Annotated in this window: 11 protein-coding genes; 1 reads left to right on the top strand and 10 read right to left on the bottom strand. The window is 68.1% G+C overall.

Annotation, left to right across the window (positions count from 1 at the left end; translation table 11 throughout):
• Positions 1-5: 5 nt before the first annotated feature.
• The 7 genes from GQY20_RS12335 to GQY20_RS12305 are packed head-to-tail and all read right to left on the bottom strand — an operon-like array spanning position 6 to position 7,417.
• Entirely contained in the window at positions 6-524 is a 519-nt protein-coding gene (locus GQY20_RS12335; RefSeq protein WP_198350938.1) for a phage tail protein, read from the bottom strand.
• The gene (locus tag GQY20_RS12330) at positions 521-2,860 is read right to left on the bottom strand and encodes a phage tail sheath subtilisin-like domain-containing protein (RefSeq protein WP_157217407.1); all 2,340 of its coding nucleotides are present in this window, start codon (positions 2,858-2,860) and stop codon (positions 521-523) included. The genes GQY20_RS12335 and GQY20_RS12330 overlap by 4 nt, the downstream gene beginning before the upstream one ends.
• A gap of 4 nt (positions 2,861-2,864) precedes the next feature.
• On the bottom strand, positions 2,865-3,311 hold the full coding sequence (locus tag GQY20_RS12325) for a phage tail protein (RefSeq protein ID WP_157217406.1): 447 nt from the start codon (positions 3,309-3,311) through the stop codon (positions 2,865-2,867).
• Positions 3,312-3,322: 11 nt separating this feature from the next.
• A complete protein-coding gene (locus GQY20_RS12320) occupies positions 3,323-5,383 on the bottom strand; it encodes a phage tail sheath C-terminal domain-containing protein (RefSeq protein ID WP_157217405.1) in 2,061 nt (686 codons plus the stop codon).
• A gap of 33 nt (positions 5,384-5,416) precedes the next feature.
• Positions 5,417-6,475, bottom strand: coding sequence for a hypothetical protein (locus GQY20_RS12315; protein WP_157217404.1), 1,059 nt, complete (start codon positions 6,473-6,475; stop codon positions 5,417-5,419).
• Positions 6,475-7,062 (bottom strand): DUF4255 domain-containing protein, encoded by a 588-nt coding sequence (locus GQY20_RS12310; protein ID WP_157217403.1) that lies wholly within the window; start codon positions 7,060-7,062, stop codon positions 6,475-6,477. Before GQY20_RS12310 ends, GQY20_RS12315 begins: the two co-directional genes overlap by 1 nt.
• The gene (locus tag GQY20_RS12305) at positions 7,055-7,417 is read right to left on the bottom strand and encodes a hypothetical protein (protein WP_157217402.1); all 363 of its coding nucleotides are present in this window, start codon (positions 7,415-7,417) and stop codon (positions 7,055-7,057) included. Before GQY20_RS12305 ends, GQY20_RS12310 begins: the two co-directional genes overlap by 8 nt.
• A gap of 630 nt (positions 7,418-8,047) precedes the next feature.
• Here GQY20_RS12305 and GQY20_RS12300 point away from each other — a divergent pair.
• Positions 8,048-11,236: a beta strand repeat-containing protein gene (locus GQY20_RS12300; RefSeq protein WP_157217401.1), complete on the top strand. Its 3,189-nt coding sequence runs from the start codon at positions 8,048-8,050 to the stop codon at positions 11,234-11,236.
• A 78-nt stretch (positions 11,237-11,314) separates the two neighbouring features.
• On the opposite strand, the gene GQY20_RS12295 is transcribed toward GQY20_RS12300, so the two are convergent.
• The 3 genes from GQY20_RS12295 to GQY20_RS12285 are packed head-to-tail and all read right to left on the bottom strand — an operon-like array spanning position 11,315 to position 16,265.
• Positions 11,315-12,934 carry a dipeptide ABC transporter ATP-binding protein gene (locus GQY20_RS12295; protein ID WP_157217400.1) on the bottom strand — a complete coding sequence of 540 codons (1,620 nt, stop codon included), beginning with the start codon at positions 12,932-12,934 and terminating at the stop codon, positions 11,315-11,317.
• Positions 12,931-13,725 carry an ABC transporter permease gene (locus GQY20_RS12290; RefSeq protein ID WP_232476025.1) on the bottom strand — a complete coding sequence of 265 codons (795 nt, stop codon included), beginning with the start codon at positions 13,723-13,725 and terminating at the stop codon, positions 12,931-12,933. The genes GQY20_RS12295 and GQY20_RS12290 overlap by 4 nt, the downstream gene beginning before the upstream one ends.
• 8 nt (positions 13,726-13,733) lie before the next feature.
• On the bottom strand, positions 13,734-16,265 hold the full coding sequence (locus tag GQY20_RS12285) for an ABC transporter substrate-binding protein (RefSeq protein WP_157217398.1): 2,532 nt from the start codon (positions 16,263-16,265) through the stop codon (positions 13,734-13,736).
• Between the last annotated feature and the right edge of the window lie 56 nt (positions 16,266-16,321).

Raw genomic sequence — 16,321 nt, 5'->3', positions numbered from 1 at the left:
CGATCCTATCCGAACAAGTTGCTGACGGTATCCGCCAGGCTGCCGCTGCCCGCGCCGGTCTGGCGCAGGCCCTCATGCGCGATCTCGATTTCCTCGACGGCGACCTGGCCCTGCATCGCGTTCATCGCCGGCCCCTGCCAGCGCACCGGCAGGCCGCGGCGGAAGCGCCAGACGCGCACCGAATGACCGGTTTCGTCGAGCAGCGTGATCACCCCGTCACGCCGCTTGCCGCCGCCTTCGATGAAGTCGTTGTGCCAGCGCCACAGGTCCGCCGAAGTGACCACGCCCCGTTTCAGCCGGATGTTCGACCAGCTGGCACGGCCGCGGAACTTCAGCGTCGTGCCGTTATTGCCGCCCTCGGCATAGCTCTCCGCCGGGATCGCCACTTCCAGGCCCGAGCATTCGGCGAAGCCGCCCTGCGGCGGCCGCCCGATGCTGGCCTGAATGAAAGCCCCCGCGCTCGCCGTCTCCGCCATCGAGATGGTGAAGTTGAAGCCCAGCACCGGATCGCCGACACGGTTCATTTCGGCCAGCCTCCATCCTGGATCTCGGCGACGTCGAGCCGGTCCGCGGTGCGCGCCAGGCGCAGGATCAGGAATTCCGCCGGCAGGCTCGGCGCGATGCCGATCTCCAGCACGAAGCGGCCATTGTCGAAATCGTCCTGGGTGGTGCGCGGCGTGACGTAGAAGGCGTCCTGCGCCGTGGCGCCGCGCAGGCGCTGCGCAATCCACTCGTCTTCCAGAAAACCCTCGATCACCGCGATCACGGTGTCGGTCAGATGCCGGTCATTGGGTTCGAACGTCGTCCAGTCGAGCGCGCGGGCCAGCAGCAGCTTCAGGCGGATGACCAGACGGCGGACATTGAGCATCTTCCAGTCGGCATCCGAGGAAAGCGTGCGCGCGCCCATGATCCGCGGCCCCCGGCCGGGACGGCAGGTGAGGACGTTGATGCCCGCCTCGTTGAGCAGCGCATGCTCCTCCTCGCCGACATCCTTGGGTAGGGCCGCGACCCAGCCGAGCGGCCGGTTGGCCGGGACAGGCCGTCCCGGCTCGGCATCGGCGAGCGAGAATTGGCCGAGCGCGTGGCCCGATGCGGGGATGGCGCGCGTCGTCGCCGGCGGCGTGGCGATCGGATCGACGATCGTCGCCCACGGGAAATAGGCGGCGGCATAGGAAGAGTCGAAGCTCTGCCGCCAGCTCTGCAGATCGTCGATCGCATAGGGATCAGGGCCGGCGGCGAGCGGCGGATCGACCAGCGCGATACGCATGCCCGATGCTTCGCAATGCGCGATCAGCCCCTCGTCGATCGTCCGCACGTCATCGGCGGAAAAGGTCGGCGACGCCTCGATCCGGACCGGCACCGGCAAGGGGCGCGACGGCACCGCGAGGCCCGGGCATAGCAGGCAGGGATCGGGCGCGGGCGGCACCGGCACGTCGCGCATCACCGCCGCCATCGCCGGGATCACCGCATCCGGGATGGCGAGCGCGCTGGGCTCGCCAACCACCTCGAAACGACGCAGGCCGCGCCGCTCCGCCTCGTCGGCGCGGCCGAGCAGGTCGTCCGGGCGCAGCATCGCGATCCCGTCCCGTCCGCCTGCGAGCAGGCAGCGGCCGAGATGGAGCAGTCCCGAGGCCGGATCCGGCCAGCCATAGTCCGCGCCTCCGGCGATCGGACGGATGCGGATGGTGCGCGATCCGACATTCACCGGCGAGGCATCGACCGTCGCCGCCGTCGGCAGATCGAGATCGACGAAGGTTTCGACCAGCTGGCCTTGGTTCGCGATCGAGAGGGTGAAGGACCGGCGGCGCAGGCGGATCGGCTTGGTGCCGGCCGCCGCCCCCGCCAGATCGAAGCCCGCCAGCGCGAGATCGAGGCCGACCCGGCGCGTCGCCGGATCCAGCGACGCGACGCGCCGGCGCACCGTCGTCGCGCCGTCCTGGAGCAGTTCGACGAGGCTGCCGACGGCAAGGCCGGTCAGCGCCTCCACCGAAAGCCGATCGGCCGCGTCCGGCGCATCCCGCCGACGGGTTTGCGTCTCACGCGCCAGCGTCGTCGTCACGCGTACGGCAAGTCCATTGCCCCATTGGCCGGGGCTCGCCGCGGCGATGCCGAGCAGCGGCAGACCGTCCTCGCCGGGGATCGTGCCCCCGGCGGTGCCGGCGCCGGCCGCGAGCGTGAGCGGCAATGCCGGATCCAGTCGCCCGGCGATCGGGCGATCCCAGCCGATCGTCGTGCCGCCGATCGTCGTAACCAGCCTGTTGTCGGCATAATGAGTCGCGAGGCTGATCGGCTGGGTGATATCGAAGCCGGCCGGCAGCGGCTCTGCCCAGTAGATCCGCTTGGCCGGCAGATCGACGGCGCGCACCCGCGCCACCGCATTGGGTGCCCCCGGCTGAGTGACGAGCACCGGCGCGCCCTCGGCGAAACCATGGGCATCGAGCACAAGCGACGAGGCGCGATCGGCCGGCTGCACGCCGGTGGTGGCGACGGTGGTCTCCTGCGTCAGCGTGACAAGCGCGCCGGGCAGAATCGGGCCGGTCACCGCAACAACGGACGCGCTGCCATCCGCCGGCTGCGCCCCCGTCGTGACGGTCAGATATTCCGGCGCCGCGGCGCGCACCACGATGCAGCGCCGCCCGCCATTGTCGAAGAAGCCCCGCACCGCATAAGCGAGAAAGGCGTTGGGCAGGAAATCGCCGAACTGCGCGACGAACTGCGGCCATCCCGTCAGCGTGACGGCCGTGCCGACCGGACCCTTCGCCGCGATGCCGACGAACCCAGCCGTATCGGTGGCGAACTCCACCGGTGCGGCCGGCGGCGGCGGCGCGACATGGACACCAGGGGCAAGGCCGGCGGGCATGGGATCAGGCCGCCTTCGTGAGCTCGACGCGGTCGACGCAGATCTCGATCATCTCGATCGCGACGTCGTTGGCCGTGGCGTTGAAGCTCGGCCCTTCCCACTTGCTGATCCAGCCGTTCTTGAAGGACCAGCGGATCCGGTCCTTCTGCACCTCGTCGGTCAGGATGATCGCGCCGTCGCGCAGGTTCGCGCCGCCGACCAACAGCTCATGATACCATTTGTAGAGCTGCAGGTCGGTGGTGATGCCGCGCTTGGCCTGCAGGTTGGTGAACTTGCGCAGGCCGAACAGCTTGCGCACGTGCAGATGCTGCTCGTTGCCTTCGCGATATTCCACCGGATCGATCTCGAAGGTGAGGCCGCTCACCTCGCGGAAGGCAGCGCCGGTCACGCCATCGAATTCCACCCGGAAATTATAACCGCGAAACGGATCGGGCACGGGCCGGTCAGGCATGATGTGTCTCCTCAGGCTTCTTCGGCGAAGGAACCGCCGGCCCATTGGCCGATACGGATGATGACGAATTCGGCGGGTTTCACGGGCGCCACGCCGATTTCCATGATCAGCCGGCCATTATCGATGTCGTCCTGCGTCATCGTCGACAGGCCGATATTGATGTAGAAGGCCTGCGTCTTGTCGGCGCCCATCAGCGCGCCCGCGCGCCACTGGGTGGTCAGGAAGGCGTCGACGCTGTCGGCCAGCTTGTCCCACAGCCGCTGGTCGTTGGGCTCCAGCACCGCCCATTGCGTACCGATGTCCAGGGATCTTTCCAGGAAGACGAACAGGCGCCGGACCGGCAGATATTTCCAGTCATTGTCGCTGGTGATGCAGCGCGCGCCATAGATGCGCAGGCCCCGGCCGCTGTCGCGGAAATCGCGGATCACGTTGATATTATTGGGCGCGGGATTGAGGACTTCGTGCTCGCCCTGGGTCAGGATCGCCTCGATGTCGACGATGTTGCTGATCGTCTCGTTGCCCGGCGCCTTGAACACGCCGCGCTCATTGTCGACCCGCGCGCAGACGCCCGCCATGTGGCCGGAGGCGCCGATCGCGCGGTTCGCATCGTTCACGTCGCGGACGATGATGCGCGGATAATAGATGGCGGCATATTTGGTATCGAACTGCAGCCGCTGCGTCTGGATGTCGTTGAGCGACGGCGCGGTGCCGCCGGACACGTCGGGATCCAGCAGGGCGACGCGATATTTCAGCCGCTCGCACTGCTCGATCATCGCTTCCTGCACGGAGATCTCGCCGACGCCGGGCACCACGATGATGCTGATGTCGGCCACTTCCTCCAGCGCGTGGAGGCCACTGCGCTGGCCCGGCCCATTGTCGACGCCACGGATCGCCGCCGCGTCCGGATCGTCGTCCACTCCGGCGGTGGTGACGGTCAAGGTCAACCCATCGTCGCCGCTCGGGAAGAAGAAGGGATTGGTGTCGGCCGGCAGCGCCGCGTTGATGCGCAGCAGCCTGGATCCCGAATTGATCACGTCCGTCACGAACTTGCCGGTGACGTTCTCGAGTGTGAGCGACGGGAAGCTTTCGGTCGTGCCGTCCAGGCTGGCGGTGAGCGCGAATTCGCGCACGGACAGGAGCGTTTCGGTGACCGAGGCGTCGGGAGCGAAGTCGCCCGCCACCAGCGCCGGGCCCGCAAGGGTGACGACCGGTCCGTTGACCGCGAGAACCTTGCGGAACCGGCGCGCCACCGGCGATCCGCGATCGATCTCGACCCAGGCGTTCACATAGAAGCCGCTCGCCGATTTGAGGCGGACCTGGTTGGCGTCCACGCCGCTGCCGTCCAGCGACACGAACACGCCGCGCGCGGCGCGCACCGGGCTGGCGGTGATCACGATGCCGCTGCCGGCGGCGCCGACATCCGCCGCATCGATGACGATGCTGGCCGGGCGCGCGCCGGTCTGCGGAATGCCATCCGCGTCCAGCCCGTTGAGCTGGGTGATCACCGCGGTGCTGCGCGCCGCATAGCTCGCCGGGCCGGTGGGCGTGATGTCGAGATTGCCGCCCAGCGTCACCGCGCCGGTCGCACGGTTGATGCCGCCGGCAGCGATCGTCTCGGCGGTGGCGACATAGGTAACGCCGTCGCGCAGCATCGAAAGCTGGATCGATGCGCCGTCCATCAGGCCCATCGTGTCGGCCGGCCGGATCACCGCCTGTCCGGTGGCGGCGTCCGCCCCGGCGGCGAGCCGGCCGATGAAGCCGCCCCGCGTCGCGAACTGCGCCGCGCTGGCCGCCGCCCCGGCCGCGCGCACCACGTAGAGTCGCCGGCCGCCATTGGCGAAGAAGCCCTGCGCGGCATAATAAAGCTCGCTGCCCATGCCCGTGCCGGTCACCGGCCCGCCGAAGCTCTGGCGGAACTGGAACAGGTTGGTGACCAGCACCGGCCGCCCGACCGTCGGCCCGCGGAGCGCGGCACCGACCATGCCGGTCGTCGAAGTGCTGACTCCTTCGATCGAAGGCGCCTTGAGCTGCACCTCCTCGAGGAAAACGCCTGGCGCTAGATACTCGGGCATGAGCTTAGTCCTTTGCTTGCGCGGATCGGCACGTCACGGCTGCAGCCGCCAATCGAGGGTGAAGGAGCGTCCGGTGTCGGGCAGAGGCACCATCCGGGTCTGGCCGGAAAAACCAGACGCCGTGATCGCGAGACGCAGCTTGGCAAGGCGCGCCACCCCGTCGATCGCATAGTCGCCCGACGCGCCGGTGAGTGCCCCCAGGCCGTGATAACGCGGCGGCTCGGGCGGATCGGTGATGACGAGGATGGCTCCGCCGGGCGCAGCGTCGGCGATGAGGATGCCCTCCCCGGCATAGGCCGCGCCCAGCGCCGAAGCGAGCGGGCCGACCGCGGCGTTGAGCGCGAACGGCGCCGCCGGATCGCCCTCCCGCACCGATCGGGCCAGCGGCTCGGCCAGCCGCACGAGCCCCGGTGCGCCCGGCAAAAGCGCGATCTCCGTCCAGAAGGCCCGGTCGGGCTGGCCGAAGCGCAGCAGGCTGCCCGGCGACAGACCTTGCAGATCGTCGAGCACCAGCTCCCGCGATCCGGCGGTCGCGGCATGCGCCGTCTTGATCGGCACGGGCGACGCGATCGGGGCGATCCCATGGCCCTGCAGTTGCGCTCCACCGCTCAGATTCGCGACCAGCGGCGAAGACAGCAGCACGGCCACCGCCGGAGCCGCCAATACCGGCCCGGTCAGCGCGACGGCCGCACCGGCTATGCCCGCGCCGGTGGCGGCGTTGATGACGCGGCCGGTCAGGCGCAGCGGCAGGCGGCGGAGCGCGACCGGCCGCACCAGCGGCAGGATCGGGTTTGCGGGCACCGTGATCGTCTGCGTGGCCGGGCGATAGCCGTCGCTGGTCACGCCGATCTGCAACGCATGGGCGATGCTGGTGTCGGCCAGCGCCACGTCCGGATCGCCGGCCAGCGCGTAGCCGAGATCGTGGATACTCGCGTCGAGCAGCGGTTCGTCCACGCTCACCGCGTAAGGCGGCAGCATCGCGCTTCCATCGCTGTCGTCGCTCACCGATCCCCAGACGAAGACCTGGCGCCGCGTCACGATATCGAAATCGATCTCGTAGCGGCGGCCTGCGGTGATGACGACGGCGTCCATCAGGCCACCCGCTCGATCGCGGCATAGCCGGTCAGCTTCTCGAGGACGGGGGGCGCATCCATGACCGAGAGCGTCGTCTCGATCGGGACATATTGGAGGAGATAGGCCGTCGAAAGCTGATAGGGCTGGTGCAGCGCGTGCCAGATCCGTGTCGCCTCCTCCAGCGTCTGCGGTTCCAGGTGGATGCCGATCGGGCTGTCGCCGCTGTCGATCAGCGCGGTGTGGAGAAATTCGGCGTTCAGGCGCGGCTCCTGATGGAGCGCCTGCATGCCGATGCCGAGCAGCCGCTGCGCGGTGAGCGCGTCGCCGGCGATCGGCGTCATCAGGAAATGCAGGTTCAGCGGTAGCGGACGCTGCACGATCCGGCCGTCCGGACGCCGGACCGGCGGCGCATTGTTGAGCTCGTCGAGCCGGGTCACGCGATAGAGCCAGAGCGACAGCAGCGCCTGGCTGCTGGCGGCGCCGATCTCGCGCGGTGAACGCAGATCGACCTGCGCCGTCGACAAGGCACCGCTCGCCGCGATCGCCGCGCGCAACAGGGCCCGCAGGCTTTCCGTCACATGGCTGATGCCGGCGGCGTCAGCCATGGCTCGCTCCGCTGCGTCCGCGCACCGCTTCCAGCAGCGCCGCCGATGAAAGATCGCCGATCACCGCGACGTGCGGCCGCAGCTCGTGCAGGCACGCTTCCTCTCCCTTTGCGGAGAGTGCGATCACGCGCACCGGCCGCCCGCCGCCACACATCAACGCGTCGAGCGGCGGGGCGTCGAGCCCCGCTGCGTTGAGGATCACCACGTCCGGCCGCAGGCTGCTCACGACATCGGCCAGATCGCCGGCCGGCACTGCATCCGCGACGATCGCACCTTCTGCCGCGAGGGCGACATCCCGCACGATGCCGGCGAGGACTGGCGGCATCTCCCCCTGGACTATGCGTATCTCGGCCAAAGCGGATCTCCGCCGTGCCGCGCCGGACCATACCGGGCGAACGGCATAGCGATAGGACACCGGCTTGCGGGCGGAGACCGCCCAAGGATGCGTTTTGGGTTCCGATCCGAAGGGCCGGTCCGTGGAGTGGCCCGATCCGGACCGCTGCTGAACCAAAGGATGCAGACGAAGATCCGGATCGCCGCCCGTCTCGCGACGAATGCGATCGCCCCGTTGCCGCGCGGCGAGGCTTACGGACGGTAATCATTGCTAAAATTTCGATGATGATCGGATCGCGCGCATCACATGGATAATATCCGTGCAAGATTGCCCAAGCACCGGGAGAGAAATAATCAGTCCGATCTGAGTCGTTCCTGGCACCTGACGTTGCATTGTCACGAATTCGAAGATAATTTCTTGTTAGAAGCCTTTGTCCTTTCCGCATGCCGGGAAGGTGTCCGAAGTAGATACGGTGCTTTTACGGGGCAGCACGGGGGAGGAATGATGAACGCGGCCTATCGCCCTTCGGCAGCAATGCTGGCCACCAACGGCGACGCTCCCCCACCGCGTCCCCGCGCCAGCGCGGCGCACCCATCCTCTTCGCTTCGCTGAGCCTTCGCCGGAAACGGCGCATCCAATGAAGGAGCCGACATGCCTACCTACAACGGAACATCCGGCAACGACACGATCAACGGCGATCAGGGCGGTGCCGCCGCGGATATCATCAACGGTCTGAATGGTGACGACACGCTCTCAGGTGGCGCGCTCAACGACCAGCTTTATGGCGGCAGCGGCAGTGACACCCTCTATGGCGGCGACGGTAACGACAACCTCGACGGCGACACAGGCGTCGACAGCTATTATGGCGGCGCGGGAGACGACGTCCTCAACGTCACCTATGTGGACGGTTCCAATCCGATCGACGCGGGCGAAACGCTGAGCGGCGGGGAGGGCAACGATCGCCTCTCTATCGTCGGGACTACGTTCGTCCCTGGATTTAATGTCGGAAACGACACCATCGATATCAGCGCCCTGAACATCGACGACAGCGTAGAGTCGATCGACACTTATGGCGCCTGTTATATCGAATTGGATTTCTTCGTGTATTATTACAATCTCTGGATGACGGCATCGCAGTTGGACCATTTCTCAGGCGTCTATCTGTTCGATGGCGGTATCCAGCTGACCACCGGCGGCACGGTGGATTTGACCGGCGCGGACATCGAAACGAACTGGATCGGCCTTAACGGTTCCGGCAACACGTTGATTCTCACCGGAGTGGACAGCCAGGGCTTCTGGGTTCTCGGAGGAGGGGCGGCGGATACTGTTCTTGGTGGTGTCAAGGATGACAGGCTTTCGGGCTATGACGGCAACGATACGCTGAGCGGGCAGGAGGGCAACGATACGCTCGACGGCGGCGCGGGGCTGGACATGATGAGCGGCGGCATCGGAGACGATCAGTTCGTCGTTTCCCACGCGTCCGACGTCATTGCCGGCGAGCAATATGATGGCGGCGATGGCACCGATACCCTCACGCTAAGCTTCGCTGGCGGCTCCGTTGACTTCTCTGGGACTACGTTCACCGGCATTGAACAACTGACGGGCAATGGCCAAAGCGTCACTTTCACGGCAATGCAGCTCGACGCTCTCACCACCGTGACCGGCATCGGTTCGATCACGCTCACCACCGGTGGTACGGTCGATCTCGCTGGCGGCCAGGTCCAAGTCGGAACCTTCAACCTGAGCGCCGCAGGCAACACGCTCAATCTCGGCGGGCTCACCTCATCCGCCTTCACGGCCAATGGCGGCGCCGGCGCCGACACGGTGACCGGCGGCGAGCTCGGCGACAGCCTTTACGGCGGCGCCGGAAACGACGTGCTGAATGGCGCGGGCGGCAACGATCTGCTGCTGGGCGGCGCAGGCAACGACGCGCTGAACGGCGGAGCCGGCAACGATACCGCCTCCTATGCCGGAGCGACCGGCGCGGTGACCGCCAATCTGGCGACCGGCAGCGCCAGCGGCGGCGGCGGAACCGACACGCTTACCGGCATCGAGAATCTGGTCGGCTCCTCCTACAGCGACACGCTGACCGGCGATGCCGGCGACAATGTGATCGACGGCGGCGCGGGCACGGCCGCCGACACGCTCTCGGGCGGCGGCGGGATCGACACGCTCAGCTATGCGAACGCGACCAGCAAGATCACGGTCAGCCTGGCGCTCTCCGGGGTGCAGGCGACGGGCGGCGCCGGCAACGACACCATCTCCGGCTTCGAAAACCTCATCGGATCGGCCTATAACGACGCGCTCAATGGCGACGGCAACGCCAACATCATCTATGGCGGCGCGGGCAACGACGTCATCAGAGGCGCCGCCGGAGCGGACACGCTCTATGGCGGCGCCGGCGACGATACGCTGAACACGGTCTCCACCGGCGGCGCGACGCTGGACGGCGGCACGGGCAACGACATCGCGTCCTTCGCCGGGCTGGGTGCCGCGGTGAGCGTGACGGTGGAAGCCGGAACCGGCATCGTCCATGCGACGGGCGGCGCGGGCAATGTCACCATGACCAGCATCGAGGGGCTGATCGGCACCGACTTCGCCGATTATCTGAGCGGCGACGATGGCAATAACAGTCTCTATGGCGGCGCCGGCAACGATGTGATCGACGGCCGCGGCGGCAATGACGTGATCGACGGCGGTGCCGGCGTCGACACCATCTATTACAACCATGCCGCATCCGGCGTGACGGTGAACCTCGCCACCACTTTCTCGCAGAATACCGGCGGAGCGGGCACGGATCTCATCCAGAATGTCGAGAGCCTCTATGGCTCCGACTACAATGATGTCTTCACCGGCAATCAATATTCCAACACGCTCATCGGATCATTGGGCGACGACACGCTGAACGGCGGCCTCGGCAATGATTTCCTCTACGGCGGCGACGGCATCGATACGGCGAGCTATGCCAACGCGACGGGAGCGGTGCGGGTCAGCCTGGCGATCACGACCGCGCAATCGACGGTGTCGGCCGGCTCGGACACGCTGTCCGGGATCGAGAATCTGGCCGGCGGTACCTATGACGACCAGCTCACCGGCGATGCCGGCAACAATGTGCTGACCGGCAATGCCGGCAACGACACGCTGAGCGGCGGCCTCGGCGACGATACGCTCTATGGCGGCGCCGGCAACGACACGGCCAGCTACGCTTCGGCAGCCTCGGCCATAACCGTCAGCCTCGCCCTCGCCACGGCCCAGGACACGCACGGCGCGGGCATCGATACCCTGTTGTCGGTCGAGAACGTCACCGGCTCGGCCTATGACGATGTGATCACCGGCTCGGCGCAGGCGAACATGCTCTATGGCGGCAACGGCAACGACATGATCGATGCCGGCTCGTCGAACGACACGGTCGATGGCGGCTATGGCAACGACGTCCTGAAAGGCGCCGCCGGGGACGATATCCTCATCGGCAATGTCGGCGCCGATACCCTCACCGGCGGAGCCGGCGCGGACACGCTCACCGGCGGCGCCCAGAACGACATCTTCGTCTACACCGCGGTCAGCGACAGCAGCGTCGCGGCATCGGACCTGATCACGGACCTCGCCAGCGGCGACAAGCTCGATCTCTCCGCAATCGACGCCAACAGCACGGTCAGCGGCAACCAGGCCTTCCACCTCGTCGGAGCCTTCACTCACAGCGGCGGCGAATTCACGCTCAGCTACGACGCGGGAGCCAACCAGACCACCGCGCTGTTCGATACCAATGGAGACGCCAATGCCGACATGGCTATCCTCTTTACCGGCAACGTCACGGCGCTCTCGGGTAACTGGCTGCTGTAGGCGGCGGAGAGACACCGCGGTCGTTCGGCCCGGACTGGGCCATCAGGACACCTTGATGATCCGTCACGGCCGGTAACCCTATTCCGCAGGATCGCGCGCAGAAAGCGCGCGGTCCAGATCCGGCGTCGCCGCCAGCAGCGACGCCGTATAGGGATGGCGCGGTGCCGCGATCAGCTGCGTCGTGCTGCCCTGCTCGACGATCCGTCCCGCCTGCAGGACGATCAGCCGGTCGGCGACCTTCCGCATCATCGCCATGTCGTGGGATACGAACAGATAGGCGAGGCCAAGCCGGTCGCGCAGGTCGGCGAGCAGATCGAGGATGCCGGCGCGGACCGACATGTCGAGCGCGGATACCGCCTCGTCGAGCACGATCAGCTTCGGCCGGATGATCAGCGCGCGGGCGAGCGCGATGCGCTGGCGCTGGCCACCGGAAAATTGATGCGGGAAGCGGCCGGCATCCTGCGGCGCGAGGCCCACCTGCTCCAGCGCCTCTTCCACCAGCCGCCGCCGCTCGGCCGCACCGGGACGGGCATCGAGAAGATGCATCGGCTCGGCCACGATCCGCTCGATCCGCTGGCGCGGATCGAGGCTGCCGGCCGGATCCTGGAACACCGCCTGCACGTCGCGGCGCAGCGCGCGCAGCGCTGCCCCGCGGGCGCGAACGATCGACCGGCCCTGCAACAGCACATCGCCCCCTTGCGGCGGATCTAGCCCCAGCACGGTGCGCAGCAGGGTCGTCTTGCCCGATCCGGATTCGCCGACCAGCCCCACCGTCTCGCCCGCGGCGACCGTGAAGCTGGCGTCGTGCAATGTCGTCCGCGCCGGAGCGCGGCGCAGGCCGGTGCGCAGGTCGGTGCGCACGCCGGGCCAGCTGCGGACGAGATCGCGAACCTCCAGCAGCGGCGCGCCGGGTGCCTGTGCAGGAGCCGCCGGCACATGCGCGGCCGCAGCGATCAGCCGCCGCGTATAATCGGCGCGCGGACGCCGCAGCACGTCCTCCGGCGTCCCTTCCTCGACGATCGCGCCATCCTTCATCACGGCAACGCGATCCGCCACCTCGGCAACCATCGCGAGATCGTGGCTGACCAGGAGCAGCCCCAGCCCATCCTCTTTCACCAGCCGGCGCAGCAGCGCGAGGATGTGCGCCTGGGTGGTGACGTCCAGCGCGGTGGTCGGCTCGTCCGCGATCAGCAGCGCGGGCCCGGCAGCGATGGCGATGGCGATGGCGACACGCTGGCGCTGGCCACCGGAAAGTTCGTGAGGATAGCGCGTCGGCGGTGCGATCTCGGGCGGCAGGCCGGCCCGCGCCAGCGTGGCCGCCGCACGGGCATCGGCCTCGGCGCGGCTCATGGGGTGATGGATGCGGATCGCCTCGGCCACCTGCGCACCGATCCGCATGCGCGGATTGAGCGCGCCCATCGGTTCCTGGAAGACCATCGAGAGCGTGCCGCCGCGCAGCCGGTCCTGCTCCGGTGCCGTCAGATCGGCCATCGCGCGGTCGTCGATCCGGATCTCGCCGCCCACCACGGCAGCGGACGGCAGCAATCCCATCGCGGCGAAGGCGGCGGTGGACTTGCCCGACCCGGATTCGCCGACCAGCGCGACGATCTCCCCGCGGCCGACCGAAAGCGACAGGCCGCGCACGGCGGCGCGTCCTGCATAGGAGACCGTCAGGTCCCGGATGGCGAGAAAGCTCATCCGCGCATGTCCAGCCGGTCGCGCAACCCGTCGCCCAACAGGGTGAAACCCAGCACCACGAGCAGGATGGCAAGGCCGGGAATGACCGCGAGGCGCGGGGCGACGCCGATCAGCGTCTGCGCGTCGCCCAGCATCCGCCCCCAGCTGGCCGCGGGTGGCTGCACGCCCAGGCCGACATAGGAAAGCCCGGCCTCCGCGATCAGCGCGAGCGAGAATTGGATGGTCGCCTGCACGCCGATCGCGGCAAAGATATTCGGCAGGATATGCCCGATCGAGATCGCGGCCCTCCCCCTCCCCGCCAGCCGGGCCGCGGCGACGAAATCGCGCTGCCACAGGCCGAGCGCGGCGCCTCGCGCCACCCGCGCGAACACCGGAATATTGAACAGCGCGATCGCCAGCACCGCGTTCGACGCGCCCGGCCCGAGGATCGCGGCGAGCAGGATGGCGAGCAGCAGCGAAGGAAAGGCGAACAGCACGTCGGCACCGCGCATCGCCACCTCGTCCCGCCACCCGCCGAACGCCGCCGCGGCAAGCCCGATCGGCACGCCGACCAGCATCCCCGCGGCCACCGCGAGCAGCGACACCGCAAGCGACACCCGCGCGCCCGCCATCACCATCGAAAGCATGTCCCGGCCGAGTTGATCGGTACCGAGCGGATGCGCGGCCGACAGCGGCAGCAGGCGCGCGCCGATATCCACTGCCGAAATGTCATATGGCGTCCAGACGAGCGAAAGCAGTGCGCCGAACGCAGCCAGCGCCACCAGCACGCCGCCGCCCAGCATGGCGGGCATGCCGCGACTCATGCCGACCGCCGCAGGCGCGGATCGAGCGCGGCGAGCGCGAGGTCGGCGAGGAAGCTGGCGAGGATCGTCGCGGCGACGAGCAGCAGCGCAACTGCCTGCACCACGATCAGGTCGCGCTGCGCGATCGCCTGCAGCACCAGCCGGCCGAGGCCGGGCAGGAAGAAGATGGTCTCGACGATCGCGCTCCCTGCCAGCAGGAACGGCACCTGCAGGCCGAGCACGGTGACGACGGGGCCGAGCGCGTTGGGCAGCGCATGACGGGCCAGCGCCGCATTGCGGCTGAGCCCCTTGGCACGCGCGGTGCGGACATAGTCGAGCTCCATCGTCTCGAGCAGCGAGGTGCGCATCACCCGGGCGAGGATCGCCGCCTGCGGCAGCGCCAGCGCCACCGTCGGCAGCACCAGCGCGGCCAGCGCGGCGCCCCACCCGGCCTGCCAGCCCGGAAAACCGCCCGATCCCAACCAGCGCAAGCCGACCGAGAACAGCAGCACCAGCAGCACCGCCAGCCAGAAGCTGGGAATCGCGATGCCGATGCGCGCGATCCACAGCACCAGCCGATCGCCGACACCGCCCTGCCCGCGCGCGGCGAAATAGCCCGCCGGAATACCGATCGCGATCGAGAGCGAGGTCGCGAACAGGGCCAAGGGCAGCGAAACCACCAGCCGTTCGCTCAGCAAGCCCGCCACCGGCACGCGATAGGTATAGCTCAGCCCGAAATCGCCGTGCAGCAGGCCGGCGATCCAGGCCAGGTAACGGGCATGGGCCGAGCCCTCGAGACCGAGCTGGGCATGCAGTGCGGCGATCGCCTGCGGATTGGCGTCGAGGCCCATCATATAGGCGGCGGGATCTCCGGGCGCGATCTGGACCAGGGCGAAGATCAGCAGCGTCGCCGCAAACAGTGTCGCGATCACTATGCCAATCCGGCGGGCCAGCGCGACTGGCCCGATCCAGCGCCCGAGCGCGACGAGCGCGACGAGCGCGACGAGCGCGAGGGCAAGCAGTATCCAGCCGCCCAGGGAAGCCGGCGCATCCGCCAGCCTCTCGCTGCCGGAGCCGCCTTGCCGATCGCCGAAATTCGCTCCGGCAAAATCCAGCGCCTCGTTGGGCGTGTTGATCCAGATGTCGCGCAAGCTGGCGTCCTGCACGCCGAGGCCGGGATATTCGAACAGGAAACCATTGGCGGCATCGTCCGCCAGCCGCTGCTGCAACGCGACCAGCAGGCCATGGCGGGCCGCGGGATCGGCGGTCGTCTTGAGCCGGTCGAGCAGCGCATGCACCGCCGCGCTGCGATAACCGAAATAATAATCGTCGCGCCCATAGATGTCGTAATCATAGGGCTCGGCATGATTGACGATGGTGAGATCGAAGGCGTGCCGCTTGTACACCTCGTCCAGCCAGGACGCCCATTCGAGATTGCGGATGTCGACGCGGATGCCGACGGATGCCAGCTGGGCCGCCACGATCTCGCCGCTGCGTCGCGCATAGGCAGCGGGCGGCAGCTTCAACGTCAGATCGAGGCCATGGCCATAGCCGGCCGCGGCGAGCAGCCGCCGGGCGGCGGCGGGATCGTGCGGATAGCGGCCGGTGAGATCGACATAATCGGGATCCTGCGGCGCGAAATGGCTGCCGATCGGCGTGCCATAGCCGAACATCGCGCCATCGATGATCGCCCGCCGGTCGAGCGCATGGCTGATCGCCTGCCGCACGCGCAGATCGGCCAGCGGCCCGCTGCGCTGATTGAAGGCGAGGATCACCTGCCCTTCGGTCGGCCCGATCGCGAGCTTGATCGTGGGATCCGCCTGCAGCTGCGCGAGCGTCTCCGGCGCTGGGAAATCCTTGAAGATGTCGACGTCATGCGCCTTGATCGCGGCGAAGGCGGCGCTCGGATCGGCGATGAACCGAAAGACGATGCGCGCCAGGCGGGCATGGGCGCCCCAATAGGCATCGTTGCGCGCCAGCGTAATCGCCTCGCCGCGCCGCCACGCCGAAAAGCGGAAGGGACCGGTGCCGATCGGCGCGCTTGCCAGCGCCGACGCCGAACGCGGCGAGACCATCGCGGCATCGCCATAGCTCAGCAGCCGCAGGAAATCGGCATCCGGCCGCTTGAGCGTCACGCGCAGGATGAGCGGCGCAACCGCCTCCGCCCGTGCGATTACGGAGAGCGCGCCGGCCTGCGCATTGGTCGATCCCGGCGCGATGGCACGCATCAGGCTGAACGCGGCATCGCGCGCGGTAAACGGCGCGCCGTCGTGGAAGCGCACGTCGGGCCGCAAGGTGAAGCTGTAGATCAGCCCATCGGAAGAAGCCGTCCAGCGCTGCGCCAGCCACGGCTTGACCGTGCCCTGCGCATCGAGCCGGACGAGCGTTTCGAACACCGTGCCGTAGGTGACCTCGTCGACCGCCACGGCCGCGCCGGACGTGGGATCGAGATTGGGCGGCTCGAGCTGGAGCGCGACGGTGAGCGTGTCGCGCGCATGGGCCTCGGCGTGGGGACATGCAATGACGCCCAGCAGGACAAGAAACGCCATCCCCAGCAAGCGAGAGAGAAGGCCTAAACTTCTTTCTCCGTCATCCCGACTTTCGT

It is taken from the genome of Flavisphingomonas formosensis (assembly GCF_009755815.1).
GTDB lineage: Bacteria > Pseudomonadota > Alphaproteobacteria > Sphingomonadales > Sphingomonadaceae > Flavisphingomonas > Flavisphingomonas formosensis.
The sequence above is the reverse complement of the archived record's forward strand: the minus strand, read 5'-3'. Positions and strand labels throughout refer to the sequence as shown.

What these genes read in the sequence shown, in the direction of transcription:
- GQY20_RS12335 (WP_198350938.1), bottom strand. Translation starts at nt 524, where the DNA reads ATGAACCGTGTCGGCGATCCGGTGCTGGGCTTCAACTTCACCATCTCG.
- GQY20_RS12330 (WP_157217407.1), bottom strand. Translation starts at nt 2,860, where the DNA reads ATGCCCGCCGGCCTTGCCCCTGGTGTCCATGTCGCGCCGCCGCCGCCG.
- GQY20_RS12325 (WP_157217406.1), bottom strand. Translation starts at nt 3,311, where the DNA reads ATGCCTGACCGGCCCGTGCCCGATCCGTTTCGCGGTTATAATTTCCGG.
- GQY20_RS12320 (WP_157217405.1), bottom strand. Translation starts at nt 5,383, where the DNA reads ATGCCCGAGTATCTAGCGCCAGGCGTTTTCCTCGAGGAGGTGCAGCTC.
- GQY20_RS12315 (WP_157217404.1), bottom strand. Translation starts at nt 6,475, where the DNA reads ATGGACGCCGTCGTCATCACCGCAGGCCGCCGCTACGAGATCGATTTC.
- GQY20_RS12310 (WP_157217403.1), bottom strand. Translation starts at nt 7,062, where the DNA reads ATGGCTGACGCCGCCGGCATCAGCCATGTGACGGAAAGCCTGCGGGCC.
- GQY20_RS12300 (WP_157217401.1), top strand. Translation starts at nt 8,048, where the DNA reads ATGCCTACCTACAACGGAACATCCGGCAACGACACGATCAACGGCGAT.
- GQY20_RS12295 (WP_157217400.1), bottom strand. Translation starts at nt 12,934, where the DNA reads ATGAGCTTTCTCGCCATCCGGGACCTGACGGTCTCCTATGCAGGACGC.
- GQY20_RS12290 (WP_232476025.1), bottom strand. Translation starts at nt 13,725, where the DNA reads ATGCCCGCCATGCTGGGCGGCGGCGTGCTGGTGGCGCTGGCTGCGTTC.
- GQY20_RS12285 (WP_157217398.1), bottom strand. Translation starts at nt 16,265, where the DNA reads ATGGCGTTTCTTGTCCTGCTGGGCGTCATTGCATGTCCCCACGCCGAG.